The 26779-nt window shown below is 60.5% G+C and carries 26 protein-coding genes; 14 read left to right on the forward strand and 12 right to left on the reverse strand.

From position 1 onward, the window contains the following. Positions 1-89: 89 nt before the first annotated feature. A complete protein-coding gene (locus tag ACW9UO_RS08920; RefSeq protein ID WP_457085470.1) occupies positions 90-902 on the forward strand; it encodes a response regulator in 813 nt (270 codons plus the stop codon). A 78-nt stretch (positions 903-980) separates the two neighbouring features. Here the strand turns inward: ACW9UO_RS08920 and ACW9UO_RS08925 are convergent, their stop codons facing one another. Then, the gene (locus ACW9UO_RS08925) at positions 981-1142 is read right to left on the reverse strand and encodes a DUF1328 domain-containing protein (protein WP_457085471.1); all 162 of its coding nucleotides are present in this window, start codon (positions 1140-1142) and stop codon (positions 981-983) included. A 443-nt stretch (positions 1143-1585) separates the two neighbouring features. On the opposite strand from ACW9UO_RS08925, the gene ACW9UO_RS08930 reads away from it, so the two are divergent. Then, entirely contained in the window at positions 1586-3016 is a 1431-nt protein-coding gene (locus tag ACW9UO_RS08930; protein WP_457085472.1) for a sensor histidine kinase, read from the forward strand. 14 nt (positions 3017-3030) lie between these two features. On the opposite strand, the gene ACW9UO_RS08935 is transcribed toward ACW9UO_RS08930, so the two are convergent. Together ACW9UO_RS08935 and ACW9UO_RS08940 are read right to left on the reverse strand one after the other, a co-directional pair. Next, complete coding sequence (locus ACW9UO_RS08935) at positions 3031-4125, reverse strand: histidine kinase dimerization/phosphoacceptor domain -containing protein (protein ID WP_457085473.1); 1095 nt, start codon at positions 4123-4125, stop codon at positions 3031-3033. Positions 4126-4260: 135 nt separating this feature from the next. Next, positions 4261-5208 carry a YihY/virulence factor BrkB family protein gene (locus tag ACW9UO_RS08940; protein WP_457088627.1) on the reverse strand — a complete coding sequence of 316 codons (948 nt, stop codon included), beginning with the start codon at positions 5206-5208 and terminating at the stop codon, positions 4261-4263. Positions 5209-5428: 220 nt separating this feature from the next. Between ACW9UO_RS08940 and ACW9UO_RS08945 the strand changes: the two genes are divergently transcribed. The 3 genes from ACW9UO_RS08945 (at position 5429) to ACW9UO_RS08955 (ending at position 7824) form a co-directional block, all read left to right on the forward strand. After that, a complete protein-coding gene (locus ACW9UO_RS08945; RefSeq protein ID WP_457085474.1) occupies positions 5429-5626 on the forward strand; it encodes a CsbD family protein in 198 nt (65 codons plus the stop codon). 56 nt (positions 5627-5682) lie between these two features. Then, a complete protein-coding gene (locus tag ACW9UO_RS08950) occupies positions 5683-6774 on the forward strand; it encodes an AI-2E family transporter (RefSeq protein ID WP_457085475.1) in 1092 nt (363 codons plus the stop codon). A gap of 102 nt (positions 6775-6876) precedes the next feature. Then, positions 6877-7824, forward strand: a complete 948-nt coding sequence (locus tag ACW9UO_RS08955; protein ID WP_457085476.1) for a PRC-barrel domain-containing protein — start codon at positions 6877-6879, stop codon at positions 7822-7824. 101 nt (positions 7825-7925) lie between these two features. Here ACW9UO_RS08955 and ACW9UO_RS08960 read toward each other — a convergent pair whose 3' ends face one another. The 4 genes from ACW9UO_RS08960 to ACW9UO_RS08975 all read right to left on the reverse strand — a co-directional run bounded on the left by ACW9UO_RS08960 (position 7926) and on the right by ACW9UO_RS08975 (position 11785). After that, positions 7926-8558, reverse strand: a complete 633-nt coding sequence (locus ACW9UO_RS08960; protein WP_457085477.1) for a nucleoside/nucleotide kinase family protein — start codon at positions 8556-8558, stop codon at positions 7926-7928. Between the two features lie 137 nt (positions 8559-8695). Next, positions 8696-9733 carry an ABC transporter substrate-binding protein gene (locus ACW9UO_RS08965; protein WP_457085478.1) on the reverse strand — a complete coding sequence of 346 codons (1038 nt, stop codon included), beginning with the start codon at positions 9731-9733 and terminating at the stop codon, positions 8696-8698. Continuing rightward, the gene (locus tag ACW9UO_RS08970) at positions 9730-11121 is read right to left on the reverse strand and encodes a sensor histidine kinase (RefSeq protein WP_457085479.1); all 1392 of its coding nucleotides are present in this window, start codon (positions 11119-11121) and stop codon (positions 9730-9732) included. Before ACW9UO_RS08970 ends, ACW9UO_RS08965 begins: the two co-directional genes overlap by 4 nt. Beyond that, positions 11114-11785: a response regulator transcription factor gene (locus ACW9UO_RS08975; RefSeq protein WP_457085480.1), complete on the reverse strand. Its 672-nt coding sequence runs from the start codon at positions 11783-11785 to the stop codon at positions 11114-11116. The genes ACW9UO_RS08970 and ACW9UO_RS08975 overlap by 8 nt, the downstream gene beginning before the upstream one ends. Before the next feature lie 155 nt (positions 11786-11940). Between ACW9UO_RS08975 and ACW9UO_RS08980 the strand changes: the two genes are divergently transcribed. From ACW9UO_RS08980 to ACW9UO_RS08990, 3 genes are all read left to right on the forward strand, one after another. Further along, entirely contained in the window at positions 11941-12918 is a 978-nt protein-coding gene (locus ACW9UO_RS08980; protein ID WP_457085481.1) for a Bug family tripartite tricarboxylate transporter substrate binding protein, read from the forward strand. Positions 12919-13004: 86 nt separating this feature from the next. Continuing rightward, positions 13005-13436, forward strand: coding sequence for a tripartite tricarboxylate transporter TctB family protein (locus tag ACW9UO_RS08985; protein WP_457085482.1), 432 nt, complete (start codon positions 13005-13007; stop codon positions 13434-13436). A gap of 9 nt (positions 13437-13445) precedes the next feature. After that, positions 13446-14984, forward strand: a complete 1539-nt coding sequence (locus tag ACW9UO_RS08990; RefSeq protein ID WP_457085483.1) for a tripartite tricarboxylate transporter permease — start codon at positions 13446-13448, stop codon at positions 14982-14984. Positions 14985-15029: 45 nt separating this feature from the next. Here the strand turns inward: ACW9UO_RS08990 and arsJ are convergent, their stop codons facing one another. From arsJ to ACW9UO_RS09005, 3 genes are read right to left on the reverse strand one after another with little or no spacing between them, the layout of a single operon-like run. Then, on the reverse strand, positions 15030-16271 hold the full coding sequence (arsJ, locus tag ACW9UO_RS08995) for an organoarsenical effux MFS transporter ArsJ (protein WP_457085484.1): 1242 nt from the start codon (positions 16269-16271) through the stop codon (positions 15030-15032). Beyond that, a complete protein-coding gene (locus ACW9UO_RS09000) occupies positions 16268-17266 on the reverse strand; it encodes an ArsJ-associated glyceraldehyde-3-phosphate dehydrogenase (RefSeq protein ID WP_457085485.1) in 999 nt (332 codons plus the stop codon). The genes arsJ and ACW9UO_RS09000 overlap by 4 nt, the downstream gene beginning before the upstream one ends. Further along, on the reverse strand, positions 17263-18108 hold the full coding sequence (locus ACW9UO_RS09005; RefSeq protein ID WP_457085486.1) for an arsenate reductase/protein-tyrosine-phosphatase family protein: 846 nt from the start codon (positions 18106-18108) through the stop codon (positions 17263-17265). The genes ACW9UO_RS09000 and ACW9UO_RS09005 overlap by 4 nt, the downstream gene beginning before the upstream one ends. A gap of 131 nt (positions 18109-18239) precedes the next feature. Here ACW9UO_RS09005 and modA point away from each other — a divergent pair, with 131 nt between their 5' ends. The 4 genes from modA (at position 18240) to ACW9UO_RS09025 (ending at position 21645) form a co-directional block, all read left to right on the forward strand. Next, complete coding sequence (gene modA, locus ACW9UO_RS09010) at positions 18240-19016, forward strand: molybdate ABC transporter substrate-binding protein (protein ID WP_457085487.1); 777 nt, start codon at positions 18240-18242, stop codon at positions 19014-19016. Beyond that, complete coding sequence (modB, locus tag ACW9UO_RS09015) at positions 19016-19684, forward strand: molybdate ABC transporter permease subunit (protein WP_457085488.1); 669 nt, start codon at positions 19016-19018, stop codon at positions 19682-19684. The genes modA and modB overlap by 1 nt, the downstream gene beginning before the upstream one ends. Next, a complete protein-coding gene (locus ACW9UO_RS09020; protein WP_457085489.1) occupies positions 19684-20769 on the forward strand; it encodes a molybdenum ABC transporter ATP-binding protein in 1086 nt (361 codons plus the stop codon). Before modB ends, ACW9UO_RS09020 begins: the two co-directional genes overlap by 1 nt. Positions 20770-21078: 309 nt before the next feature. Beyond that, entirely contained in the window at positions 21079-21645 is a 567-nt protein-coding gene (locus tag ACW9UO_RS09025; protein ID WP_457085490.1) for a lytic transglycosylase domain-containing protein, read from the forward strand. 6 nt (positions 21646-21651) lie between these two features. On the opposite strand, the gene ACW9UO_RS09030 is transcribed toward ACW9UO_RS09025, so the two are convergent. Next, a complete protein-coding gene (locus ACW9UO_RS09030; RefSeq protein ID WP_457085491.1) occupies positions 21652-24258 on the reverse strand; it encodes an ATP-binding protein in 2607 nt (868 codons plus the stop codon). Between the two features lie 24 nt (positions 24259-24282). Then, positions 24283-24807, reverse strand: a complete 525-nt coding sequence (locus ACW9UO_RS09035) for a putative pterin-binding protein (protein ID WP_457085492.1) — start codon at positions 24805-24807, stop codon at positions 24283-24285. 293 nt (positions 24808-25100) lie between these two features. On the opposite strand from ACW9UO_RS09035, the gene ACW9UO_RS09040 reads away from it, so the two are divergent. Together ACW9UO_RS09040 and ACW9UO_RS09045 are read left to right on the forward strand one after the other, a co-directional pair. Further along, positions 25101-25712 carry a response regulator transcription factor gene (locus ACW9UO_RS09040; protein WP_457085493.1) on the forward strand — a complete coding sequence of 204 codons (612 nt, stop codon included), beginning with the start codon at positions 25101-25103 and terminating at the stop codon, positions 25710-25712. A 528-nt stretch (positions 25713-26240) separates the two neighbouring features. Then, entirely contained in the window at positions 26241-26750 is a 510-nt protein-coding gene (locus tag ACW9UO_RS09045) for a hypothetical protein (RefSeq protein ID WP_457085494.1), read from the forward strand. The last annotated feature ends 29 nt before the right edge of the window (positions 26751-26779 follow it).

Below are 26779 nucleotides of genomic sequence, written 5' to 3' on the forward strand. Positions count from 1 at the left end.
ATTCTTTTGGCACTCTATACTGCGTCTTGGAACCAAACTACGGTACTGTGCGTTTAGTTCCGAACTTTTTCAAACAAGGGCCACAAAAAATGGACGCGACAGCAACACAACAACAGGTTTCGGATCAGATCGGCGCGTGTCTTCCGTATCTGCGCCGGTATGCCCGGGCGTTGACCGGATCACAAAGCGGCGGCGATCAGTATGCAATTGCCACGCTCGAAGCGATCCTTCAGGACCGTTCGATCCTGACTGCGGATAAATCGGTCAAGGTGTCGCTTTTCAGCGCGTTCCATTCGATCTGGTCAAGCACCGGTGCCCCTGTTGACCGCGACGAGACCGGCCTGCGTGCCAAGGCGCAAAAGCACCTTGCCCGCCTGACCGAAAACACCCGCGAGGCGCTTTTGTTGCACACGGTCGAAGATTTTGACCGCACCGAAGTCGCGCAGATCATGCAGACCGACACCGATGAGGTGAACCACCTGCTGCAAATCGCCCACGAAGAAATGGCGCGCAGTGTCTCGGGCCGGGTGATGATCATCGAAGACGAAGCCGTTATCGCGATGGATATCGAAAGCATCGTGTCCGACGTTGGCCACCAGGTTGTTGGCATTGCTCGCACCCGCGCCGCCGCTGTTGAGATGGGCAACGCCGAGCGTCCTGACCTTATCCTCGCGGACATCCAGCTTGCCGACAATTCCTCGGGCATCGATGCGGTCAACGACCTGCTGCCAAGCCTTGGCGATGTTCCGGTGATCTTCATCACCGCCTTCCCCGAGCGTCTTTTGACCGGCGAACGCCCTGAACCGGCTTTCCTGATCTCGAAACCCTACAAGGAAGAGCAAGTCAGATCGGCCGTCAGTCAAGCGATGTTCTTCTCGTCGACCGAACCGCTCAAGGTTTGACCCCACGTCACTTCTAAAGCGTAAAATGCCGGGTTTTAGGCCCGGCATTTTTACATTCTGAGCTTAAGTGGCATCAGGTTATTGCCGCATGGCGCGCATGATAAGCGCCACGACGAACAGCGCGAGAAAGATAAAGAACAGGATCTGCGCAATACCTGCCGATGCGGAGGCGATGCCGCCGAAACCAAAAACCGCGGCAATGATGGCGACAACGAGGAAGACGAGTGCCCAGTGGAGCATGGGAATATCCTTTCTGCATGAGACGGGCTCTGACCGGGGCCACGTGCTGGCCGGGTCTCTGGGATATCAACGCCTTGCACTGCCAAAGGTTCCTCCTGCGGTCCCGCCACAGGTAAACTCCGTGTCATCTGAGCGACATGTTGCGCAGGTGCACAGCGGGGTATTGCGAGGCAGGTTTACAGAGGGGGAGAGGTTACTGCGCCCGGCAAGCGAGGTGGCCTGGGGATAAAAGGACCGGGCGCAGTAAATGGAAGAGTTCAGACGTGACGGACGCAAAAGAGCGCTTCCAGAGAGCAAACACCGGGCCCTAAGTAAAGTTCCCGTAAAATTAACTTTTAATGCAAATTGCTGCCCATGGCGCCGATCAATGGGGTATTTGCTGTTTGACGGGCCATATGGCGTATGTAAATTAACAGACTGATTGCAGGAGGTGACTGGCAGATATGATCGACGACGCTGCCAGCACGACGCTGCCCAGAACGCCGCACTCGGATGGGCTTGGCGATATGGGCCGCGGTCTGATCGAGGCGATGGCCGATGAGGTTGTCCTTGTCGACCACAACGGCGTGGTCCTTGCCGCCAATACCGCTTGGCAAAAGTTCTGCGCCGACAATGGCGGCGACACCGACTCTTTTTACGTCGGCTCGAACTATTTCACGATTTGCGGCACCGCGACGGGCGATTGCACTGCCGAGGCCCCGGTCGTCAATCAAGGACTGCAAAAGCTGCTGCGCGACGGCGGCGAATTTCGCTGCGAATATCCCTGTGACAGCATCACCGAGAAACGCTGGTTTGAATTGACAGCCGCCCGAATGCCCTGGGGCGGCGCGCACGCGCTGTTGATTCAGCATCGCAATATCACCGCGCGTCACCGCGAAATCGAAGATATCGAACGCGCCAGCCTGGATGAGGGCGTGCTGTCGGCGCTGGTCGCGACCACGCGGGACGCGATCCTGACCTATGATCTTGATGGCAAAATTCTGACGTGGAACCCGGCCGCCCGCAGCCTGTATAAATACACCGACAAAGAGGTGATCGGCCGGTCGCTCGAGATCCTGTATCCCGAAGGATGGCCCAAGCGCGTCTCCGACTATCGCGACGAAATCATCGCCGGCACGCTGAAAAGCTTTGAGGCAACGCGGGTTGGCAAAGATGGCACCGAGCGGATGGTTTGGGTGACGTGTGCGCCGATCCGTGCGGCCAGCGGCGAGATCATCGCCATCTCCAACATCCACCGCGATGTCACCGAATTGCGCCGCGCCGAAGAGGCCCGCGACATCATCACCAAAGAGGTGATCCACCGCGCCAAGAACATGCTGGCCATCGTCTCTTCGATCCAGCGCCAGACCGCGCGCAATGCCACCACGATGGAAGAGTTCAACGAGAAATTCGGCAACCGCATCAGCGCACTGTCCGACACCACCGATTTACTGGTGCAGGGCAATTGGACAACGGTTGGCCTCGACAAGCTGGTGAATCGGCATCTGTCGCCGTTTGTCCATCACATCGGGCAAAGCGTGCGGATTGGTGGCCCTTCGGTCGAATTGCTGCCGCAAGCGGTGCAGACCATCGGCATGTCTCTGCATGAATTGGCGACCAATTCCGCCAAATATGGCGCGCTTCGCGGCGAGTCTGGCGTGATTGATGTGACGTGGCAGGTGCACACCGAAGGCGGTGCGCCGCGGCTTCGGTTTGAATGGCTGGAATCCGGTATCAAGTTCGAGGCGCAAACCAAAAGCGCCGGCTTCGGGCACACCGTGCTCACCTCTCTCGCGCGGTCCATGCTGGGGGCAGAGGTGGCGTTTGAACCGGTTTCAAACGCCGTCCGCTGGATGCTCGACGTGCCACATGAACACTTCCGCAGCCTGGCCTAAGCCGTCATCGGCCCCTAGTCATTCTTGAACACCAACGTCATCGACGTACCATTCGTGGTGAATTCGATACTCAGCTCGCCTTCAATCTGCATCGCCGCCGACTGCATGATCATTTTGCCAATTGAATCGGCGCGGCTGGGGGCGCTGGGCTGGATCGCAGAGCCCAGACCGTTGTCGGTACAGGTCATCTGATACACGCCGTCACCCAACTCTTCGACCTTGATGCGCACCTTGCCTTTGTGGCCTTCGGGAAACCCGTGTTTGATGGCATTGGCGACAAATTCATTGGCAATAATGCCAAGCGCGTTGGCCTTGGCCGAGGTGACATCCAACCGCTCAAGATCGCAATGCACTTCAACATTGCCGGGCGCACTGCCCTGCAACAATTCGCAGACGCGGCCAAGAAAGCGTTGCAAATCAACGGTCGAAGCGTTGCTCGAGGCCTGAAGCTCGGCGTGCAGCGCGCTGATCGACTCGACCTGCGCCTTGACCTTATGCAGGGTCGCAACCGCTTCGTCATTTTTAAGACTGCGGGCGTAAAGCCCGATCACCGACGACACCGTTTGCAGCGAATTCTTCACCCTGTGGTCGATTTCCTGGCGCAGAATACACTGCTGCTCAAGCGAGCGGCGCAGTTCCAACTGGTTCATCACCTGCTTGGACAACACCCGCAGCGCCTGACGTTGAAGATCGGTCAAGGTCCGCTTGGATCGGTCGAGCACACAAAGCGTGCCAATCGGCAGACCGTTGGGGTCGATCAACTGCGCCCCGGCGTAAAACCGCAACCCATCGTCATCGAGACACAGCGGATTGTCGGAAAAACGCGGGTCGGTCAGCGTGTCGTTTATCTCGACAAATTCGTCCTGCAGAATGACATGCGCACATAGCGAAGTCTCAAGCGGCGTCTCGCGCACACCCAGCCCGACCTCGGCCTTGAACCACTGCCGCTTGTCGTCGATCAGGTTGATCACTGAGATCGGAGCGTCACAGATACGCGCAGCCAGCTCGACAATCTCATCAAAGGTCGGGTCGCGCTCGGTATCAAGTATTTTATAACTCTCGAGGGCGGCCAGGCGTTCATGTTGCCTGGGGTGCGGAGTAGGGTTCACCAGCGGGCTCCTAAAACCTATTTTTATGCAAAGAGCGACAACCAGTACAAACTACACAGCCGCAAAGAAACGTTAAATAGCTTTTGTTGGCAATAACTCGCTCAACTTTGCGTTAAAAACGCCCTCAAGCCCCGGTCAACCCGCAGTTTCGCCAAGATTATCAGCCTTGGTTGCGCCGCGCTCGCCCATCGGTTGCGCCGCGCCGGTTGTTGTGTCGATCTTGGTCTGCGCTTCGATCTCGCCGTTGATTTCCGCCCCGAGCAGAATGATGAACGACGACATCCAAAGCCATGTCAGCATGACGATCACACCGGCCAGCGCACCAAAGCTTTCGTTGTACGAGCCAAAGTTGCCGACGTAGATCGCAAACCCCGCCGACGCCACCAGCCAGCCGATCCCGGCGATAAGCGCACCGGGCGAAACCCAGCGCCACTTTGCATCGGCGCGCGAGGGGCCGAAGCGATAGATCAGCGCCAGGCCCATCAGCGTGAGGCCCATCAGAATGATCAATGACCCAACAGAGACCAGAATTTCGGTGAGGAACCCAAAGTTGAACAACGCGAGAACGGTCGGCAAGGCCAAGGTTGCCATCAGCCCGATCAGAAGCCCGATGACCAACAACGCCGTCAAACCGATGTTTTGCAGCTGCAAGAACAGGAAGCCGCGCTTTTCGTCTTCGTCATAAGCCACGTTCAGACCCTGGATCAAACTGCTCATCCCCTTGGACGCCGAATACATCGCCAACCCAAGGCCAAAGAACGCCGCGAGGCCCAATCCGCCCTCTTCACTGCCGGCAACCTCGGTGGCTTGGTCGATGATGATTGCCGCCGCCTCTTGCGGCAGAAATCCGGTGACGGCAGAGAGTTGATCGACAATCGTCGACGGCTCCATGATCAGCCCGCCAATGGCAACAAGCGCTGTCACGGCCGGGAAAATCGCCAGAAGCGCGTAAAAGGCGATGCCGGCGGCAATCAGCCCGATACGGTCGTCGCCGACCTCATCCTTGACGCGAAATGCGATGTCTTTCCAGCCCTTGGCCGGTATCCCAAGAGGCGTGCGCGCTTTGCGGCCATGGTCTGTCATTTCGGTCACTGCGCTGGCCTCCAATACGTTTCAGGTCAGGCAAATGCATGTGATCAGTTGCCATCCGATGCGTCGACAAACGCCTGAACACCGGTTTGGTTCCGCCTGAAAACCTATATTTTTAGAGCGCAAAACTTTGAGGAACCATTTCGGGATCGCTGGTGTTGATGGCCTGAACCTCGCGTTCATCAATTGTGTTTTAACTAGGGAGACGATGATCATGAACTGGGATCAAATCGAAGGTAAGTGGGAACAATTCAAAGGCAGCGCCCAGAAACAATGGGGCGAACTGACCAACGACCAGCTCGACCAAGCCGCGGGCGACCGCAAGAAGCTGGAAGGCCAAATTCAGGAAGCCTACGGCAAGAGCCGTGAAGAAGCAGAGCGTGAAGTCGACGATTGGCTCTCGCGCCACTGACGCTGTGGTGGCGGCCGGCACATCGCCGGCCGCCCTGGCTTTTTGGGGGAAAAAGTATGCAGAATGAACTGCGCCGCATCCGGATATTGCTCAACTGCATCTTTCTTCTGATCGCATTCAGCTCCATCTACTATGCCAAGGATCTCATCCTGCCGGTCGTGCTGGGTGTGTTGCTGACTCTGACGATGAGCCCGGTTGTCCGGGCGGCCCGTCGTGCCGGAATTGCCCCGCCCCTGACGGCGGTTGCTTTGGTTCTGGCGATTGCTGTGGCCGGCGTTTTTGCCACCTACATCCTTGGCGGCGTTATCGGCTCATGGATCGATGACGCACCCGAGATTTCGCGCCAGCTTAAATCCCGCCTCTCCTCGATCATCCAATCCGTTGAATCCGTGCAAAGCGCCTCGGAAGAGATGGAAAAGATGGCGACCCCAAGCGGCGAGAAATCGCAAACCGTTGTGGTGCAACAGCCCGGTCTTCTCAAAGCCACCATCGGCAGCCTTGCCAGCTTTGGCACCTCTTTGGTTGTCGGGCTGATCCTCGCGATGTTGATGCTGGCCTCGGGCGATCTGTTCTATTCCAAGCTGATCGACCTCTACCCCCGCCTGACCGACAAAAAGCGCACGCTGCACATTCTGCACAGCATCGAACGCGGCATCTCGCGGTATTTGCTGTCGATCACCGTGATCAATGCGATCTTGGGCGTGGCGGTCGGACTGGCGATGTGGGCGCTTGGCGTGCCCTACCCTTACGTCTGGGGTGCCTTCGCCTTTGCGCTGAACTTCCTGCCGTTTTTGGGCGCGATGGTCGGCTCGGCGATGATTGCCGGTTTCGCCATCATCACCTTCGACAGCCTGCCCTACGCCATGTTGGTTCCCGCCACCTACTTCGCGCTGACCTCCCTCGAAGGCCAAATCCTGACACCCCTTATTCTGGGCCGAAACATGGAGATGAACACGGTTTCCGTCTTCCTCTCGGTGATCCTTTGGACTTGGCTTTGGGGGGTCGCCGGTGCCCTGACAGCGGTGCCGATCCTGATGGTGTTCAAAGCCATCTGTGACAACCTGGAAGGCTGGAATTCTTTTGGGAACTTTCTTGGCACTCGTGAATCCCCCGCAACAGGAGAAAACCAGCAAGCACCTGTAAAATAAAATAAAAAAATGAGCGAATTCGCGGAACCATTCCTTTGATCGCTCGTTAGTACAGTACATCACGTCTTGAAATGGACGTTCGAAACAAGTGAGGAGTTTACGATGAAAAAGTTTCTTTCAACCGCCGCAATCGCCCTGGTCATGAGCAGCGGAGCATACGCCGCCAGCCACGTTGGCGTGATGCCAAACTTCGAGTTTGACTCAGCCACAAACATCTATGCATCCGAGCTGATCGGCTCGCGGATCTACGCCACCGAAAACGAAACCGGCGACGAAGTTGTCGACATCGACGACGGCTGGGATGACATCGGTGAAGTGAACGAAGTGATCCTGAGCCGCGATGGCAAGGTCAACGCTGTGATCGTCGGCATCGGCGGCTTCCTCGGCATTGGTGAAAAAGACGTCACCATCTCGATGGACCAGCTGAAGTTTGTCGCGGACGAAGATGACGAAGGCGAATACTTCCTCGTTGTGAACGCATCGCGTCAGATGCTCGAAGACGCCGAAATCTTTGAACGCAACAACATGGACATGGACGCCGACAAGGCCGAAATGGAAACCGAAGTTGAAGTTGAGTCCGACGTCGTTGCCAAAACCGACGCGACGACTGAAACCGTTGCCCAGGACGTCGACGTTGTGAAAACCGACGATATGGCGAAAGACAAAATGGCCGACGACAAGATGGCGAAAGACCATGACGCCAACATGGGCAACATGGAGCGCGAAATGCTGATGCGCCCCGATGTGACCCGTGACGGCTTTGTTGCTGCTGAGCTCGAAGAAATGACCTCGGAAAACCTGACCGGCGCGCGCGTTTACGGTGTGAACGACGAAGACGTTGGTGAAGTTTCCGAACTGATCCTGAGCGACGACGGCAAAGTTGAGCGCGTTATCCTCGACATCGGTGGTTTCCTTGGTCTGGGCGAGCATCAGGTTGCCGTGACCTTCGACGAGCTGAACATTCAGCGTGCCGATGGCGGTGGTGACTTCCGGGTGTACATCGATGCGACCGAAGACTCGCTCGAAGCACAGCCCGAATACGAAGGCTAATCGCTTCGACTGAATGACTTTAAGGGGTCGGTGCAGGCAACTGCGCCGACCCTTTGTCGTTTCGAACTCGCGCCAAAGCCCCCGCCCCGCAAAGCCGCCCCCTATTGCACCAGCGTCACATCGGCCGCACGGCTTTCATCGCGCACACAGCGCCAGTTGGGCAGATCGTTATGCTCCAGCTTCTGATGGATCTGCGCGTCAGTCAGGGCGTAGTGCACCCACCGGGCGCGCAGGCGCGCGGCCAGCACCGGCTCTGCCACCTCGATCATCGCGGTCAAATCAAACCTGTCGGCCAGCGCATCCCAAGGCGCGCGGTTCAGCAGCAGGTAATTGCCCTCACACAAGATCAACCGCGCGTCCGGCCCGATCAGCCGCGCCGAGCCGCGCGAAATCTCCAGGTCACGGTCGAACACCGGCACCGCAACGCTGTCTTGCGTCGTCGCCAAACGCTCCAGAACCGAGGCCAGCCCGCCAACATCAAACGTATCCGGCGCGCCTTTCCACGGGTGTCGGCCCATCTGGTGCAGCACGGCGTCGTCATAGTGAAATCCGTCCATTGGCAGGATCGCGGCCTGCCCCGGATGGCTCTGTTCGATGCGCTCCAACAGCCACTCGACCGTTGTGCTTTTCCCCGATCCGGGCGCGCCTGCGATGGCCACAAACCGCCGCCCCGGCTGGTCGAGCAAGGCAAGTGCTTCGATGGCAAGCCCGTCGATATCCACTTTGCGCGCCATCAGGTCAGGCCCCGACAAGCCACAGGTTGCCCATCAGCATAGCTCTCCATCCAGAGGCCTTTCTTCAAATAGTTCCGCATCATGAATGCAAAGATTTCGCGCCAATCGCAACTGCCCTCACCCGGCGCGCTGCGGTGCTAGCGCCCCTCGCCCGCCTGAAACGTCTCGCGCCAGAAGTTGAGCAGTAACGCCCGCCGATTGGCGTCCAACGCCACCAAAAGCGCCGGCGACAGCGGGATGGACCGGCGCGCACTTGGGGCAAGACCGGTGTCAATCGGCGACATCTCTGTCACCAATCCGGCCTGCGCCAACAGGGTCTGCGCTTCTGGCGTGAGCAGGAAATCGAGCAAAGCCGCAGCCGCCTCTTTCTGGCGCGCCCCACGCGGGATCATGTAAGCGCGCGACAAGACGAGGGTGTAATCCTCCGGCAAAATTGTGCCCACCTCGGGCGCGGCGGCATTGGCCACATAGGACCCAAGCACATTGTAAGCGATAAGGTATCGCCCCTCGGCCACGCCCGCAATAATCTCGGCGGAACAACAGGTTGCCACGGCATCGACCCGCGCAAACCCTTCGAGCAAGGCACCAAACGTCGTTGCCTCAAGACTGTCGCTATAGGCAAAAAGATAGCCCAACCCGGACTCCGCAATATCGTAAGTCGCAATCTTTTCGCGGTACAGTTCGGGCTTGGCCCGCAGCGCATCCAGCAGCGCAAAGCGGCTGCGCGGCACCTCGCTGCCATCCAGCAAACGGGTGTTATAGGCGATGACCGCAGGCTCAGTTGTGATGCCCCAAAGCTCATCGCGCCAGCGCCGTGTGGCGGGCAAACCCTGCGTCGCGGGCGAGCGATGCGGAAAGGCGCAGGCGGCGTTGACCAGCCAGACCATCTGTTGGATCGCCGAGGAAAACACCGCGTCGGCCTGACGGGCCTCGCCCTGACACTCGGCGCGGCTTTGGGCAAACAGCGCGTTTGACCCCCATTGCTCATAGGTGATGGTAAGGTCTTCATTCCGCTCGGAAAACCGCGCGATCACCGGGCGAATGATCGAGATATCGGTGGTGGAGCGCAGCAGAAAATCGGTAGGGCCAGCGCCAAACCGCGCGGTGGCCTCTTGCGCAGCGGCGGGCAGCGCGGCGAGGGCAAGACAGCTCAAAACAAGCAGACGCAAGATCATTTGGCATCCTCCGCCAAGGGCAAGACAAGCGCGGCCAGAAACCCCGCCTCTTCGGGCTGCATCTCGACCGCGCCACCAAAGGCGGTGGCGACGGAATTGACAATCGACAGCCCAATCCCGGTGCTGGTTTCATGCGAGCCGGCATTGCGATTGAACCGCTCCCCCAGTCGCGCCAGCACCTCGGGCGCGGGTCCAGGACCGGCATCGCGCACCCAAAGGATCGCCCGGTCGCCGCGCCTGTCGGCCCCAAGGGCCACCGGCGGCGTGCCGTGACGCAGCGCATTGCCCAGCAGATTGCGCGCCGCCTCGCCCAGCGAAAAGGCATCCGCCAGCACCATCACCGGTGCATCCCCAATCTCAAGCCGCAGCTCGACACCGGGGGCAAGCAGCGCGTGTTCGTCGCGCTCCATGATCTCCAAAGCCACTTCGCGCAGGTCCACCGGCACCCGCGGCGCGCTGTCATTGCGGTGGACCACAAGCGCGCGACTAAGCAGTTGGTCCAGCAGCGTCCCAAGCGAGCGGGTGCGCAAGGACAGCCGGTCGAGCGCGCGTTGCCGTGGGCCTTCGTCGGGTTCGGACACCGCCATTTCAGCCTGCACCCGGATTGCGGCAACCGGGGTGCGCAACTGGTGCGCGGTGTCGGAAATCAGATTGCGCATCGCGTTCACCTGCCCATCCAGCCGCCCCATAAACCGGTTCATCGCCCCCAGCATCACCTGCAATTCATGCGGCAAACGCTCGGTGGTGATCGGCGTCAGGTCATAGGGATCGCGGCTGGCAAGGTTGTCGGTGATCGCATCCAAGGGGCGCAGCGCGGTGCGGATCACCCCCCAGGAAATCAGCATCAGCGCCAGCCCAGCCACCGCCATCGGCAGCAAAGCGTCCAGCATCAGATCCGAGGTCAGCGCCTTTCGCGCGCGCAGGGTCTGGCCAACGATCACCTCGACCGGCCCCGAAAATTCACGCTCCACAAACCGCCGCGCCACGCGGACAAACCGCGCCGGCTCGCCTTGCAAAGTGTCATCGAAATAAACCGCGCCGACGTTGCTGCGCCGGGGGGCGTCGATCTTGGTTTGCAGGTCAAAGCCGGTGACAAAATCGCCATTCGGCCCGCGCACAGAATAGTAAATCCGGTCATCGGGCGCCTGCGCCAAAAGCTCGAACGCCGAGACCGGCAGATCGACAATCGGCGCGCCGTCCTGAATGCGGATCGATTCCGCGATGTCATTGGCCGCGCCCAGAAGAATGCGGTCATAGGCCTGCCGCGCCGCCTGTTGCCCGTTCCACCAGGTCGATCCGGCCACCAAAACACCGCCCAGCAGCAGGATCGCCAGCACCGCCCCCAAAACGCGCGCGGCAAGGCTGCGCGGGGCGTGCAGCTTAACCATCGTGATGGATCCGATAGCCCACGCCGCGCTGGGTGGTGATCGCCACATCGCTGCCAGCGAATTTCTTGCGCAATCGGGCGATGTACAGCTCGATCGCATTCACCCCAACATCTGCGTCATCAAAGCCGTAAAGCGAATCGTAGAGCCGCGTCTTGGACAGGTATTGCCCCGGATGGCGGATCAGCATGTGCAGCAACGCCGCCTCGCGCCGCGCCAGATTAAGCGGTTTGCCGTTCAGCATCGCGCTGCCGTCCTTGGGCGCGAACACCAGCGAGCCAAGCGTGATCTGCTCTTCCTTGCGGTCCGCCTCGCGCCGGATCAACGCCCGCAAGCGCGCCTCAAGCTCGCGCTGGTCGAACGGTTTGCCAAGGTAATCATCCGCCCCCTGATCCAGCGCCGCCACCCGGTCATCGACCGAGGTCAGCGCCGTTAGCATCAGCACAGGCGTCCGGTCCGTCTCGCGCCGCATCTCGCGCAGCAGCGTCAGGCCCGAACCATCGGGCAGGTTGATATCAAGGATCAGCGCGTCATACCGTTGGACCGCCATGCAATCGCGCGCATCCGCAAGGCAGGGCGCGAGGTCACACACCACGCCAGAGCGGGCGAGATGGGCCATCACCCCCTCGGCCAGATCATCGGTGTCTTCGACCATCAGCACGCGCATTTTTCGGCTCTCTCCGCTTGTCCGACCAGATGACAGGTTCGTGACAGGTCTATTCGTTACACATCGGCCATCCGCAGGGAAGAGGCGCAAGAACCGATTCCCACGGGCACTGCCGGCGCTCGGGAGCGTGCCGGAAATGAACTGAGGAGGAACACATGAAATTTTTCGTAACTCACGGCGCAATTGCCGCTGTCGCCCTGTCGCTGTCCGCTTTCGCGGCCTCGGCGCAGGACAACCCCGAATGTATCGCACCGGCCAACCCCGGCGGCGGTTGGGATTTCACCTGCCGTCAGGTGGGTAAGTCGCTTCAGGATCAGGGTCTGATCGACAGCACCATGCAGGTCGTCAACCTCGCCGGTGGCGGCGGTGGCGTGGCCTTTGCCGAAGTTGTCAACAAGCGTAACGACGCCGACAACCTGATTGTCGCGGCCAGCTCGGCCACATCCACCCGTCTGGCGCAGGGCGCTTATCCGGGCAACACGATGGACCAAGTGCGCTGGGTTGCTTCGATCGGCGCGGATTATGGCGTGATCGCTGTAGCCGCCGACAGCGAAATCGACACCCTGCCGCAACTGCTTGACCAGATCAAAAACGACCCGACGTCGATTTCGGTCGCTGGTGGCTCGGCTGTTGGTGGCTGGGATCACCTCAAGGTGCTGATCGCGGCCAACGCTTATGGCATCGATGACGTGCGTTCGGTGAAATACATCGCGTTTGATGGTGGCGGCGAGGCTGTGACCCAGCTTCTGGCGGGCTCTGTCCAAGCTTTCACCGGTGACATTTCCGAAGCCAAAGGCTTTGTTGACAGCGGCGACGTCAAGGTGATCGCGGTGCTCGCACCCGACCGTCTGCCCGGCGAATTCGCTGACTTCCCGACCGCAAAAGAGCAAGGCGTTGACGCCATCGGTGCCAACTGGCGCGGGTTCTACGCACCGGGCGGCATGTCCGACGAAGCTTATGACGCATGGGTCAGCAAAATCGCCGATCTCTATGCCTCGGACGCATGGAAAGACGTGATGGCCGCCAACGGTCTGGCCCCGCTTGACCTGCAAGGTGATGCGTTCCAAGCCTTTGTTGGTGAATCCGTCGCCAAGATCCAGTCGATCTCGAAAGAAATCGGCATCATCAAGTAAGCCGCCTTTTCGGGCGCTACTTCGGGTGCCGCGGGCAATCGCGGCACCCTTTTTTTCAACCCATATCCCGAATATTGGAGATACCGATGAGTGATCGCATCTTCGGGGCTGTCGGCATTCTGCTCGCCATTGTTTTCGCAATCTCTGCTTTTGCAATCGAAGAGAGCTTCCTGTCGGACGCCGTTGGCCCCAAGGCCTTCCCCCTGATCATCGCAACCATCCTTGGCGTGTCGAGCCTGATCATCGCCCTGCGCCCCGATCCCGAACCGAATTGGCCCGCACTTGGCAAACTGGCCGAGGTGTTCGCCGCCGTGGTCGTCATGCTGCTGTATGCCGAGTTCCTGCCGGTCGCTGGCTTTGTCTTTGCCACCGCATTTGCCGCTGCCTATCTGGCGTGGCGTCTGGGGTCCGGCCCGGTTGAGGCCGTGGCCGTTGGCATCGGCACCTCGATCGGGATCTACGTTATTTTCCATCTGGTTCTGGGGCTGTCGCTGGCCCGCGGTCCGTTCGGCTTCTGAGGGAAGAACATGGAAACACTTGCATCACTTGGCGATGGTTTTGCCATCGCGATCACATGGCAGAACCTCGGGCTTGCCCTGCTGGGCTGCTTTCTGGGCACGATCATGGGCGCGCTGCCCGGTCTTGGGCCTTCAAACGGCGTTGCCATCCTTATTCCGCTGGCGTTCACGCTGGGCCTTGGCCCGACGCCCTCGCTTATCCTGCTGACCAGCGTCTATTACGGCGCGATGTATGGCGGGCGAATATCGTCGATCCTGCTGAACATTCCCGGCGATGAACCGGCGATGATGACCTGCCTTGATGGCCACCCGATGGCCAAAAAGGGCCTTGCGGGCGAAGCACTGTCGCTGTCGGGCATCGCGTCCTTTGTCGGCGCGTTCTTTGCCACATGGGGGCTGATCCTGCTGGCCCCGCAGCTCGTCAAGATCGCTTTGTTGTTCGGCCCGGCCGAGTATTTCGCGCTCTTTGCGCTGGCGTTCATGACGCTGGGCGGCGTGTCCTCGACCAACCAGGCGAAATCGGCCTTTGCCGCCGCGCTTGGCCTTGGCCTTGCCACCATCGGCGTTGACACCCAAACGGGCGTGCCGCGCTTTACCTACGGCGAAGTGCACCTGTATGACGGCATCGATTTCCTTGTTGCCATCGTTGGTCTGTTCGCCCTGTCCGAGGTGTTTATCTTCCTCGAAAACCGTCACAGCGGCTCGGACACCGACGCCAGCAAGCTCAAGATCGGCAAGCTTTATCCGCCTTGGTCGATGATCAAGCAATGTATCCCGACCATGCTGCGTACCTCGTTTCTCGGCTTCCTTGCCGGGGTTCTGCCCGGTGCGGGCGCATCGCTGGGTTCGTTCATCTCGTATTCCTTCGAGAAGAAGCTGGTGGACAAAGACAACACCTTTGGCACCGGTGATCCGCGTGGCGTCGCCGCGCCCGAGGCAGGCAACAACGCCGCCGCCGGTGGCGCGCTTGTGCCGATGCTGGCGCTAGGTGTGCCGGGGTCTGGCACCACGGCAGTTCTGCTTGCGGTCCTGCTCGCGCTCAACATCACCCCCGGCCCGCTGCTGTTCACCCAAAACCCGGATGTGGTTTGGGGCCTGATCGCGGCGCTGTTTATTGCCAACTTCATGCTGCTGGCGATGAACATCCCGATGGTGGGCCTGTTCACCCGCGTGCTGATGGTGCCGTCGCGCATCCTGATGCCGGTGGTGGCGATGGTCAGCTTTGTCGGCATCTACGGCATTTCTGGCTCTAGCTTTGACCTGATGGTGATGATCGGGTTTGGCGTGCTGGGCTGGATTTTGCGCAAGTTCGATGTGCCACTTGTGCCGATCATCCTTGGCACCCTTTTGGGCAACGCGATGGAGAACAACCTGCGCCGTGCTGTGACCATCGACAACGGCGACTGGACCACGCTGATCGACAGCCCGCTGTCCATCGGTCTGTGGGCGATTGCGATCATCGGCTTTATCCTGCCGCTGATTTTCGGCGCACGGGTCAAGGCCAAGATGCACCAGCGCCGTGACGAAGAAGGTGCGATTTCCGACTAAAAACAAAGGCAGCCGCGGCTCTGTGCTGCGGCTGCCTTTGTCCTGTTACACCTTCAGCTTGGCCGTGGCCGCCCAAGCAAGCGCGATCATCACAGCCGCGGTGGCAAGGCACAGCGCCACACCGCCCAGCTGATAGGCCACCCCCGACAGCACCGTTCCCAACAGCCGCCCCGCCGCGTTCGCCATATAGTAAAACCCCACATCCAGCGTCACCCGCTCTGCGCTGGTGAAGGCAAGGATGAGGTAAGAGTGTAGCGCGGAATTGACCGCAAACAGCGCGCCAAACACCAACAACCCGATCACCAGACTGACGGTCAGCCACGGCGCCGGCGCCCCCGCAATCGCCACCAAAGCCGCCAGCACCGCAGGCACCACAAACAGCGCCGCCGCCCAATGCCGGGCCAGCGCGGTGATCTCGGCGTCGGGGCGGGTCTTGGCGCGCAGCAGCTTCGGGGCCGCCGCCTGCACCGCGCCGTAAAGGATGATCCAGACCGCCATAAACGTGCCGATCATAAAGAACGTCGCGCGGTTGCCCGCCTCGGTGCCATCCGACAGCACGGCGTAGAAATAGATCGGGATGCCGACCACAAACCAGACATCGCGCGCGCCGAACAGGAAAACCCGCGCCGCGCTCAGCCAGTTGATGTTGCGATTGTCGGAAAACACCTCGCGGAATTTCGCGTCCTTGCGCCCGGCGGGCAGGCCAGCGGGCATCTTGAGCGCCACACCGGCCAGAATAACCGCCAAGATCGCCGCCATCCCCAGCACCGAAGGCACAAAGCCCACGGTCCCCAGCGCCGCCGCCCCCAGCAGAAAGCCCAACCCTTTGACCGCGTTCTTCGACCCGGTCAGCAGCGCCACCCAGCGAAACAACCCACCGTTTTCCTTTGGCGCCAACAGCTTGACCGCCGACTTCGATGACATCTTGGCCAAGTCCTTGGCCACGCCCGACGCGCCCTGCACCAGCATCACAAACACCACCGAGGCCGCCACCGACCACCCCGGATCAAGCTGCGCCAGCGCCAAGAGCGCCACCACCTGCAACCCAAGCCCGGCATAAAGCGTCGTGGTCAGGCCAAAGCGCGCCGCGATCCAGCCGGCTGAGAGGTTGGTGACAACGCCCGCGACCTCGTAGAGCACAAACAGATAGGCCAACTGCACCGGGCTGAATCCCAGCGTGTGAAAGTGCAACAGCACCAACATCCGCAGCGCGCCATCGGTCAGCATAAAGGCCCAATAGGCCGCCGTCACCGCCACATAAGCGGCAAAACCGGGCGGGCGTGTCACACCGAGGCCCCCACCATCAACGCCACATCAACCAGCCGATTGGCATAGCCCCATTCGTTGTCATACCACGCATAGATCTTCACCTGCGTCCCGTTCACCACCATCGTCGACGGCGCATCAATGATCGAAGAGCGCGGATCGTTGGTGTAATCCGACGACACCAAAGGCCGGGTTTCATAGCCAAGAATGCCCTTCAGCGGCCCATCAGCGGCCGCCTTGAACAGCGCGTTGACCTCCTCTGCCGTCGTCTCGCGCGCCACCTCAAACACGCAATCGGTCAGCGAGGCATTGAGCAGCGGCACGCGCACCGCGTGGCCGTTCAGCTTGCCCGTCAGCTCCGGATAGATCAGCGTGATCGCGGTGGCCGATCCCGTGGTGGTCGGGATCAGCGAATTAAGCGCCGAGCGCGCGCGCCGCAGGTCTTTGGCGGGGCGGTCCACGATGGTCTGGGTGTTGGTCACGTCGTGGATCGTGGTGATCGAACCATGGCGGATGCCGATGTTTTCGTGGATCACCTTGACCACGGGCGCGAGGCAATTGGTGGTGCAACTTGCTGCCGTCACGATGGCATGCAGCGCCGGATCATAGACCTCATTGTTCACACCATAGACGATATTGGCGGTCGGCCCGTCCTTGACCGGCGCAGACACCACCACCTTTTTCACCCCCGCATCGAAATAAGGCTGCAACGCCGCCTCGGTTTTGAAAACGCCGGTGCAATCGATCACCACATCAACGCCGTCGAGCGGCAGCGCACCCAGATCAGCGGTCTGGTGACAGGGAATGCGGGTGCCGTCGATGGTGATGCTGGCCTCGTCAGCCGCAAAGTCGGCGGCCCAACGGCCATGCACAGAATCAAATTCCAGCAAATGCGCCTGCATCGCCGGATCACCGACCGCATCGTTGATCCAGGCGATTGTCGCGCCGCGTTCCAGCAGCGGGCGCAGGGCAAGCTTGCCCATCCGGCCCAGCCCGTTCAGTGCATAGGTGGTCATATCATGTCCTTGTTTCGGCCGATGTCATCGACCTTGTGTTGAAGCGACACGCGGTCGAGCGTGTCCATCGGCAAAGCCGCGAATGCCATGATACGATGGCGCATCATTGCGTAGGTTTGTTGAAAGGCGAGGATCTTTTCCGCGTCCGTCCCCTCTGCGCGGACTGGATCGGGCAGGCCCCAATGGGCGCTGATCGGTTGGCCGTCCCAGGCCGGGCACTCCTCATTCGCGGCGCGATCGCAGACGGTGAAGACAAAGTCCAATGGCGGCGCGTCCGGCCCTTGAAATTCCGACACGGTCTTGGCGCGCAGATCGCCGGTCGCCAGCCCTTTTGCGTTCAGCATGTCCACGGCAAAGGGGTTCAGCTCGGAATAGGGGCGCGTTCCGGCGGAATAGGCGTTGAAACGGTCGCCCGCCTCATGCCGCAGAATGGCTTCGGCAAAGATCGAGCGGGCAGAGTTTCCGGTGCAGATGAACAAGACGTTGAATTTCCGGTCCGTCATGGCAGCGCTCCTATCAGACAGAGAAACGGTTTCGGGCAATGGCGGGCGAAGGTCCGGGCGGCCCCGGCAACAGTCAAGAAACAGATCCGTCACCAGCATCCGCGCCGCCCCCGGATCAAGCGCATAAAGCAGCGAGGTGCCGCGCCGCGCTTGGGTAATCAGCCCAGAGCGCGTCAGCGTCGCCAGATAGACCGAGGCGGTGGAGGCTTTCAGATCCAGCACCTGCGCGATTTCCCCCGCAGGCAGCGCATCCGGGCACCGCCGCACCAACAGGCGAAACACCGCAAGGCGTTGCGGATGGCTCAGGGCGGCAAGTTTCTCTGTGATCTCTATTTCCATAATTCATGAATAACGGAATGAATTTGATTCGACAACCACAAGGGACGCAGTGCCATGTTGGCCTGAGGTCGGGCTTGGATCGTGGGCGCAGGGAAAGTAAGGTTCGGGAAATATTGAGGGCCCTATCCGCCATGCACCTGACGCGGCGACATTTTCTGGCGATGAGCGCCGCGGCGCTCGCCCTGCCCGCGCGGGCCGGTGGCGCCCCTGTCATTGCCGCCGCCGCCTCATTGCGCTTTGCCCTGCCCGATTTGCTGACGGCATTCGCGGCCAGCGGCGGCGGGCCGATCCGTGTTGCCTATGGCTCCTCCGGCACACTGGCGCAGCAAATCCGCAATGGCGCGCCGTTCGAGGTCTTTCTGTCGGCGGATGAAACCTATGTCACCCGGCTCGCCAAAGAGGGCACCCTGCCCGACACCGGCACCGTCTATGCGCTGGGGCGGCTGGCGTTGATCGTGCCCAAGGGCGGCACGCTGGCCGTTGATCCGCAGCTTGACGGTCTGGCCACGGCGCTCGACAGCGGCGCGCTGAAACGCTTTGCCATCGCCAATCCCGACCATGCGCCCTATGGCCTGCGTGCACAGGAAGCGCTGAGCCATCGGGGGCTGTGGGCGCCGCTGCAACCGCATTTGGTCTTTGGCGAAAACGTCGCGCAGGCGGCACAATTCGCGGTTTCGGGCAATGCCGATGGCGGGCTGATCGCCGCCTCGCTGGCCGCTGCCGGGCCGGTGGCGGCGCTGGGCACGTCGGCTTTGATCCCGGCGGAGTGGCACAGCCCGTTGCGGCAACATATGGCGCTGACCGCCACGGCAAGCGACACCGCCAAAGCGCTGTTCACCTTTCTGCAAACCCCCGAGGCGCAAGCGATCTTTGCCAATCACGGCTTTGCTCCGCCGGAGGAAATCTGATGGATTGGCAGGCGCTTTGGCTGTCACTGCACCTCGCGGGGTGGACCGTTGCGCTGCTCTTGCCCGTCGCCATCTTCCTCGGTCGCTTCCTCGCCTACCACCGCTTCACCGGCAAAGGCGCGGTCGAGGCGCTGGTGATCCTGCCGCTGGTCCTGCCGCCCACGGTGCTTGGGTTTTACCTGCTGGTGGCCTTCGGCGCCGCCAGCCCGGTGGGGCACCTCTGGGAAACCCTGTTCGGCGGCTCGCTGGTGTTTTCCTTCGAGGGGCTGGTGGCGGCCTCGGTGCTGTTCAACCTGCCCTTCGCGCTCCAGCCCGCCCAGCGCGGGTTTGAGGCGGTGCCGCAAGAGGTGCGCGAGGCGGCGGCCTGCTGCGGGATGTCGCCGTTGCGGGCGCTCAGGGCGGTGGAATTGCCGCTGGCCTGGCCCGGCGTGCTGACCGGCATGGTGCTGACCTTCGCGCATACCTTGGGCGAGTTCGGCATCGTTCTAATGGTCGGCGGCTCGATCCCCGGCGAAACCCGCACCATCGCCATTTCGATCTATGACCGGGTGCAGGCATTTGACATGGCCGGTGCGGCGCAAATGTCGGGCGTGTTGCTGGCCATTTCGCTTATCACCATCGCAGTGACCTTCTGGCTCTCGGCGCGGGCCGGGCGGCGGCTGTCCTGATGGCGCTTGAGGTCAAAGCCCGCGCAAGCACGCCGATCCCGCTGGACGTGGCATTTCAGGTCGCGCCGGGCGAGCTGCTGGCGCTGGTCGGGCCGTCGGGCGCCGGGAAATCCACCGTGTTGCGGACGATTGCCGGGCTGTGGCACCCCGCCGAAGGGCGCGTGGCCGTGAACGGCGAGACCTGGCTCGACACTGCGCAGGGCATCAATCTGGCTACCCATCGGCGGCGGTTGGGCCTCGTGCCGCAATCGTATGCGCTGTTTCCGCAGATGACGGCGCTGGGCAATGTGATGGCCGCCGGGGCCGATCTCGCGCGCGCGCGCGATCTATTGAGTCTCGTGCATCTCGACGGCTTGGAGGCCCGCCGCCCCGATGCGCTGTCGGGCGGACAGAAACAGCGGGTCGCCGTGGCGCGGGCCTTGGCGCGCGACCCTGCGGTCTTGTTGCTGGATGAACCGTTTTCGGCGGTGGATCATGGAACGCGCGAAGCGCTGTACACCGAGATTGAGCGCTTGCGGGCGCATCTGGCCATGCCCGTGGTGCTGGTGACGCATGATATGGAGGAGGCCCGCAGGCTGGCCGACAGGATCGTGGTGATTGACGCGGGCCGCGTGCTGCGCGCCGGGCCGACCGACGATATCCTGCAAGATCCGCGTGCGCTGCGCCGTATGGGGCTGCGCGCGGCCAGCTCCACGCTGACGGCTCGGATTGCCGCGCATGAAGACGACGGCCTGACCCGGTTGACTGGCGCGAACGGGCCGCTGTGGCTGCCGCGGATTGGCGGGGCGACGGGCGATGTGGTGCGGGTGCGGATCATGGCGCATGACGTCCTGCTGTCGCGCGCCCGGCCCGAGGGCACCTCGGCGCTCAACATCATTCCGGGCGTAATCGACAGCATTCTGCCCGGCGCTGGCCCCGGTGCGATGGTGTCGCTGACGGTTGGCGACGAACTGCTGTTGGCGCGGATCACCCAACGCTCGGTGCGCCAACTGGGGCTGGAGGTTGGGCAAACCTGTCATGCGCTGGTGAAATCGATGGCCGTCGCGCGCCGCCATGTCGGCCTTCGGGATGACGATCAAGGGTGAATCTCGGGGATGACCTGGGCCTAAATATCTAAAATTGTTTGATCTTTGGCAGAGCGCCGGCCCCAAAAGCACACACACCGATGGCCAAAATGCCCCTGCGCGCCGCATCAGAACAGCCCAATCACGCGCTGAAACTCTCGAAAGGATAGGGCAGCCCGCCATCCGCGCGCGTTAACCACCTTTTGCATCACCCGACTCACGTTCCGAATTTGTTAGCAATTCTTTGGTAGCTGTTTCTTGGAGGGTGTAACTTTGTATGTAACGAGTAAAATTCTGTTAATCTGTGCGCTTGCCTGCCCAACGGCAGGAATGAGCAACTCACTGTTCAGCAAATCCGGCGCTGACCGGATGAAGCTGTTAAAAATGCAATCCGCCGTGCTTGATCGGCGGGTTGACGTCACCTCGACCGAAGGCGCGGCGGCGAATGCCACGACCTCGACCAAGGGCAGTGCCTATCGGTCGTCGCCTACGTCGCTTGCCGGTATCAAGGCCAATCCGCGGGGCAAGCATGTTGCTTTGTACCTCGATGAGGCCAAGCGGCAGGCACAGGCCCACAATATCCCCGAAGCGCTGTTTCTGGCTTTGATTCAGCAGGAAAGCGGATGGAACCGCAATGCGCGGTCCCCCGTGGGCGCAATCGGATTGACGCAGTTGATGCCGGGCACGGCCCGCGATCTTAAGGTCAATCCGCATGATCCGGCGCAAAACATCCGCGGCGGCGCAAAGTACCTGCGCGAACAATACGACAGGTTCGGCGACTGGAAACTGGCGCTGGCGGCGTACAATGCCGGGCCAGGTGCGGTGCGCAAATACGGCGGCGTACCGCCGTATCGTGAGACCAAGAACTATGTGAAGCGCATTCTGGGCAGTTCCTGACGCGCCTTACGCGCGACCCGCCACAGCGTTCAGCGCGGTGCGGGTCGCCTCCCAAGTCTTTCCGACAGAGGCCGCTTCTTCCAGAGCGGCCTTTTCTTCGCCCGACTTGCACAGCGCTTCAATCGTTTGCAAATCCGCATGCAGTTCCGACGCGCCAAAGACGCCACAGGAACCTGCGAGTTTATGGGCGTGTCGTTGAAGACCTTCGATATCGCCCGCGCTCCTCGCCGCTTCGATGTCGGTCATTGCCTTGGCGGATTCCTCGATGAACGCCGCAAGTTTCTGTCCAAATTTCTCGGCCCCGAGCAGATCCGACAGATCGTCCATCGTTTCATGGTCGAGCATCGTGTCTTGGGCCACCGGCGCAGCGGCGCTGTCGCTGGCCGCGTCTCTTTCTTCGCTCGCATCTTTCGCATGTGCCGTATCGCGCAGCACCTTGAGCAAGGCAGCCGGTTTGATCGGTTTGAGAACGCAGCCCGCCATGCCGGCGGCCATGAACTCTTCCACTTCCTGCGGCATCGCATGCGCGGTCACCGCATAAATCGGCGAGGTTTTCGACAGCCCGCGCGACGCACGAATTTCCTGCGTGGCCTTTATCCCGTTCATGTTCGGCATGCTGACATCCATCAGGATCAGGTCGAAATGCGCGCGGCTGGCCACATGCACCCCCTCAAACCCGTCCCGCGCCAGCGATACTTTTTGGCCTTCGCGCACCAACATAGCCTCAAGCACTTCGGCGTTGATCGGATTGTCCTCAACGATCAGAACATTCATCGACCGTATGACATTGGCCCCGGTGTCGAGCGTGTCGGGCGGCGGCAATTCCGCGAGGCTCTCGTCAGACGCAAGATCAAGCGTGAGGGTGATGCGGAAGGTCGTTCCTCTGTCAGGCACGCTTTCGCAAGTCACCTCGCCCCCCATCTGCGAGACCAGCCGGCGCACAATGCCAAGTCCAAGCCCGGTGCCCGACGCGGTCCGTTCATACGGCGAGTCGACTGTCACGAAATCATCGAAAATCCGCGCCTGATCTTGCGTGGAAATGCCGACACCAGTGTCGATCACCGCAATGTCCAACTTTATCGAAGACGCGCCTGTTGGTTTCGCGCGGGTGCGGATTGTCACCTTGCCACTGGGCGTGAACTTGATGGCGTTGCTCACCAGATTCATCAACACCTGCTGAAACGCCCGGCTCTGGCCCAAAACGGCGACACCCGGGCCGGAATATTCGGTGACCAGCACGGTGTTTTGCTGGTTCGCAAGGGGCCGCATACGGTCGGCAAGCTCTTCGATCAGCTCGGCCGGACGGAACGGCACCGGCGTGGAGCTGACTTCGCCGGAATCCAGCCGTTCGATCAGCAGAACATCGTCAATATGCGACAGCAGCACCTGGCTTGACGATTCGGCTATGCCGACAAACCGCTCTTGCCGCTCGGACATCGGCTCGTCGCGCATTAGGTTCAGCGCAGACATGATGCCATTCAGCGGCGTGCGCATCTCATGGCTCATGACGGCGAAGAAGTGGGATTTTTCGCGGAACGCGGTCAGCGCCTTGTCGCGGGCTTGCTGCAATTCGGCCTTGGCCAGTTTCTCGTCGGTGATGTCCCGAATGTAGGACACAAAATTCGGCCCCGTCTCGCCCGTCACCTCGGAGATTGAGATCTCAATCGGGAACTCGTGGCCGTCCTTGTGCAACGCCACCAGCTCCATCCGGCCCTGATCGACGATGCCGGATTTTTCGGCCGAGGCGTAGTTCTTGAACCCCGCGATATGCGCGTCGCGAAAAGCAGGCGGCACGATGGTCTGCGCCAGCGATTGGCCAATGATTTCGTCGCGGTGGTAGCCGAAAAGCTTCTCCGCAGAGCTGTTGTAATCGGAAATCCGCCCCTCTTCGTCGATCACCACAATCGCATCGAGCGCAGCGCGCAGGGTCGATTCACGCATCCGCCCGGCCCGCGTGATTTCCGAGGCACGGCGCGTCAGCTCGACCCGTTGTACCGTCACCGCCCCAAGCGACATCAGCAAAGCGCCGACCACCACGAAGCTGGCAATCGCCAGTTCGCGCAACACGTCGATGATCTCAAGCCTTTGTGTGTCCGATATACGCGCCATCACCTGCACTGTGCCCAGAGCAAAATCGCGCGGCGCATCGCGGATGACCTCTAGCCGTTGTTCGATCTGGGGCAATTCAGCCAGCAGAACCGCATCGGGCGAATCGACCAACGGCTCTGATATTCTCAGGAAATGATCCAGAGCCTGCCGGTCCCTGCGCAGCCCATCGTTGTCATTGATGGGCAAAGTCCGTGTCGCGCCTTCGATCACCTTCACCCGGCTATAGAAGATGTCATACCGCTTGCGAAACTGCCCCAGTGCCTCGGGGTTTTCGGACGCAGCCGTCAGCGCGGTCCGCATTTTGAGGTAGTCGACCTCAAGCTGCGCGGTGTTCCACTGGATATTATCGCGCGGAACCTCACGCAGATCGACAATCTTGCGGGTCAGATCGCTGGCAATATAAGCGGCTGCAACAAAGCCGCCGAGAATAAGCGCTATCGCCACGAGCCTAAGCCCGCGATGCCACTTTTTTTCGTTGTTGAGGTGGTTGGTGCCAGTCGCCATCTTTACCGCTTTCCGAATTGGGTCTTATTTCACGCTCAGGCGGTCAAGCTGCCATATGCTGCGGCTATAGATCGTTTCAGAACGGTAATCGTCATTCGAATCAAAGGGATACACCAACCAAATCGGCCCCTTGTCACGGCGTGACATTTCCTCGCCATCGCTCAGATAGGCCAGCATCGCGCCCCCCTCAACTGCATCGGTCATCGGGATTTCGACGGCATAGTCATTGATCGCGGTCGCTTCGATGATGTCACCGTGCGCGTCCAGCGTTTCCAGGAAAGTCTTGAGCTCGACCCCGGTGAAAGTCTGCGGGCCATCGGTCCAGATCGTGCTGGTGGTGAACTCGGTGGTCGGAAGCGCCTTGAGCATATCGAGGTCAAACGCTGCCGTATCCTCATTGTTATGCGCGTGGATATTTCCGCTGACGGTCAGGATGATGTCGCCTTTGGGGGCGTCCATCATCTCGGCCCATGCGCCGCTTGCGGACATCGCAATAGCAGCAAGAGCCATCAGGCCACTGGAAAATGTGCGTTTGGTGGTATGGGTCATCTGAATATCCTTACTACTTACCGTTCGATCTTTGTCGCGCTAACATACGCTCGCGTGAAGGCATACTGCACCGGCGATTTCGGGTGATCGGTATATCCTTTCGCATAGCGAGTGAGTTGCAGTCGTATTGTTGAAACAAATAAGGGTTGATCGGTGATGAACGCCGACGCTAAAGCATACATGTCGGATAATGAATGCGTCCGGCATATCGCGGACAAAAGCCGATGTAATTTGGGCAAGTGGCCGAAAGTGAATGAGTTTGGCCGGAGTGCGGTCGGAAAGGAACTGACATAATGCACGTGCTGATAGCTGACGATCACGAATTGGTCCGAGACACGATTGCCGCCTTCCTCGAGGGGGATGGCACCCAGGTGCACACCGCAGACGATCTGGGGGGGGCGCTGGCGCTGATCCGGCAGAAAGGCCCGTTTGATCTTGTGCTGCTGGATTTCGACATGCCGGGGATGAACGGGCTTGATGGCCTGAAAGAGGCGATCGAGGTCAACGGTCGAAACCCGGTTGGTATATTGTCGGGCACCGCCTCCCGCGCCGTCGCCGAAGAGGCGCTTGAGGCCGGGGCCGCCGGGTTCCTGCCCAAGACGATGGCCGCGAAGTCGCTGCGCAACGCGGTCAAGTTTATGGCGGCGGGCGAAACCTTTGCCCCGGTCAGTTTCATGGCGCAGAAGGAAGACGAGAGTTCGCATTCCTTCGATACCTTGCTGACGGAACGGGAAAAGCAGGTGTTGGTTGGCCTCACCAAGGCACAATCCAACAAGGCCATCGCCCGCGACCTGGATTTGCAAGAGGTCACGGTCAAGCTGCACGTCAAGACGCTGAGCCGCAAGCTGAACGCGCGCAACCGGACCCATGCGGCGCTGATCGCCAAGGAAGCCGGCTTTATCTAAGACGTCGCGCCACAGCAGCTGACAGATACCACCGTTAACAGAGGTCGCCATTGGCGGCCTCTTTTGCGTTTTGCATGTCCGAACGCGCGCCCGGCACTCCCAAAGTGTCAGAGGCCGCTCCAGCGAGTCTGACGGGCATACTGCCGATTCTCCGATTCGCCTTTTGCTGCAATTATTCCGTTCGCGCAGCAGATACCGGGGTTTGCGACGGCAGTTCCGTAGAATTGTCGAGACATTGCAGCCGCCGACAGCGCGACCAGGGGAAAACCTGCGAAACCGCAGTATACCTTAGGTTAGTTGCCCCTATTCGAAGCGATCACCGCCCCGTTCTTTCGGCGTTCGGCAGCGCTTTTGCGACCAACTCCCCCTCCTGAAGGCCATCAATCCTATCCGCGTAACAGGTTGTTAGAAAATGCCGTGTTAGGCCAAATGCAGTCATCGCTTACCTCAGTCCGAGGCGCTTTGAATGACGCGATGCAACAGTAGTGCGAATGCCAGAAACGGCAGTGAACAGGAGTAAATATAGTAATGTCTATCGTACCAACTTTAACCCGTGCAGGTCTTGCAGCATTGATGCTGGCAGGAAGTACTCTTGCACTCGCTGCCGGTGAGCTGCGTTCACACATCGACCTGCATATCGTCGACATCGACGAAAGCGGTGCCGAGGAGCTTGTCGAACGCTCGACAGTCAAGCCCGGCGAACTGATCCACTTCACGATCAAACACGAAAACCTCACAGACGACGAGGTGAATGAACTTGTGATCGTCGGCCCGATCCCGGACGGCGTCAGCTTGAAGATGGGCACCGAGCAAAGCTCGCTCGACGCCACATTCGAGGTCCAGGCAGAAATGGACCCCGAACTGCCAGGGCTGGAATGGTCGACCCTTCCCGCCATGCGCAAAATTATCGAAGAGGATGGGACGGTTCGCCTTGAGCCCGTGCCAGAAGAAATCGTCGAGGCCGTCCGCTGGACGCTCGATGCCTCACTGCCAGCTGGGGAAAATGCCCTGAATTCGTATCGGGTGGTCGTCAACTAAACGACTGCCACAGTTCCCGGGGGGTCACA

Source organism: Marinovum sedimenti (assembly GCF_054052205.1).

Excerpts from the sequence above, each read along its gene's own strand:
- ACW9UO_RS08920 (WP_457085470.1), top strand. The coding sequence starts at position 90 with ATGGACGCGACAGCAACACAACAACAGGTTTCGGATCAGATCGGCGCG.
- ACW9UO_RS08925 (WP_457085471.1), bottom strand. The coding sequence starts at position 1,142 with ATGCTCCACTGGGCACTCGTCTTCCTCGTTGTCGCCATCATTGCCGCG.
- ACW9UO_RS08930 (WP_457085472.1), top strand. The coding sequence starts at position 1,586 with ATGATCGACGACGCTGCCAGCACGACGCTGCCCAGAACGCCGCACTCG.
- ACW9UO_RS08940 (WP_457088627.1), bottom strand. The coding sequence starts at position 5,208 with ATGACAGACCATGGCCGCAAAGCGCGCACGCCTCTTGGGATACCGGCC.
- ACW9UO_RS08945 (WP_457085474.1), top strand. The coding sequence starts at position 5,429 with ATGAACTGGGATCAAATCGAAGGTAAGTGGGAACAATTCAAAGGCAGC.
- ACW9UO_RS08950 (WP_457085475.1), top strand. The coding sequence starts at position 5,683 with ATGCAGAATGAACTGCGCCGCATCCGGATATTGCTCAACTGCATCTTT.
- ACW9UO_RS08955 (WP_457085476.1), top strand. The coding sequence starts at position 6,877 with ATGAAAAAGTTTCTTTCAACCGCCGCAATCGCCCTGGTCATGAGCAGC.
- ACW9UO_RS08960 (WP_457085477.1), bottom strand. The coding sequence starts at position 8,558 with ATGGCGCGCAAAGTGGATATCGACGGGCTTGCCATCGAAGCACTTGCC.
- ACW9UO_RS08965 (WP_457085478.1), bottom strand. The coding sequence starts at position 9,733 with ATGATCTTGCGTCTGCTTGTTTTGAGCTGTCTTGCCCTCGCCGCGCTG.
- ACW9UO_RS08970 (WP_457085479.1), bottom strand. The coding sequence starts at position 11,121 with ATGGTTAAGCTGCACGCCCCGCGCAGCCTTGCCGCGCGCGTTTTGGGG.
- ACW9UO_RS08975 (WP_457085480.1), bottom strand. The coding sequence starts at position 11,785 with ATGCGCGTGCTGATGGTCGAAGACACCGATGATCTGGCCGAGGGGGTG.
- ACW9UO_RS08980 (WP_457085481.1), top strand. The coding sequence starts at position 11,941 with ATGAAATTTTTCGTAACTCACGGCGCAATTGCCGCTGTCGCCCTGTCG.
- ACW9UO_RS08985 (WP_457085482.1), top strand. The coding sequence starts at position 13,005 with ATGAGTGATCGCATCTTCGGGGCTGTCGGCATTCTGCTCGCCATTGTT.
- ACW9UO_RS08990 (WP_457085483.1), top strand. The coding sequence starts at position 13,446 with ATGGAAACACTTGCATCACTTGGCGATGGTTTTGCCATCGCGATCACA.
- ACW9UO_RS09000 (WP_457085485.1), bottom strand. The coding sequence starts at position 17,266 with ATGACCACCTATGCACTGAACGGGCTGGGCCGGATGGGCAAGCTTGCC.
- ACW9UO_RS09005 (WP_457085486.1), bottom strand. The coding sequence starts at position 18,108 with ATGGAAATAGAGATCACAGAGAAACTTGCCGCCCTGAGCCATCCGCAA.
- modA (WP_457085487.1), top strand. The coding sequence starts at position 18,240 with ATGCACCTGACGCGGCGACATTTTCTGGCGATGAGCGCCGCGGCGCTC.
- modB (WP_457085488.1), top strand. The coding sequence starts at position 19,016 with ATGGATTGGCAGGCGCTTTGGCTGTCACTGCACCTCGCGGGGTGGACC.
- ACW9UO_RS09020 (WP_457085489.1), top strand. The coding sequence starts at position 19,684 with ATGGCGCTTGAGGTCAAAGCCCGCGCAAGCACGCCGATCCCGCTGGAC.
- ACW9UO_RS09025 (WP_457085490.1), top strand. The coding sequence starts at position 21,079 with ATGAGCAACTCACTGTTCAGCAAATCCGGCGCTGACCGGATGAAGCTG.
- ACW9UO_RS09030 (WP_457085491.1), bottom strand. The coding sequence starts at position 24,258 with ATGGCGACTGGCACCAACCACCTCAACAACGAAAAAAAGTGGCATCGC.
- ACW9UO_RS09035 (WP_457085492.1), bottom strand. The coding sequence starts at position 24,807 with ATGACCCATACCACCAAACGCACATTTTCCAGTGGCCTGATGGCTCTT.
- ACW9UO_RS09040 (WP_457085493.1), top strand. The coding sequence starts at position 25,101 with ATGCACGTGCTGATAGCTGACGATCACGAATTGGTCCGAGACACGATT.
- ACW9UO_RS09045 (WP_457085494.1), top strand. The coding sequence starts at position 26,241 with ATGTCTATCGTACCAACTTTAACCCGTGCAGGTCTTGCAGCATTGATG.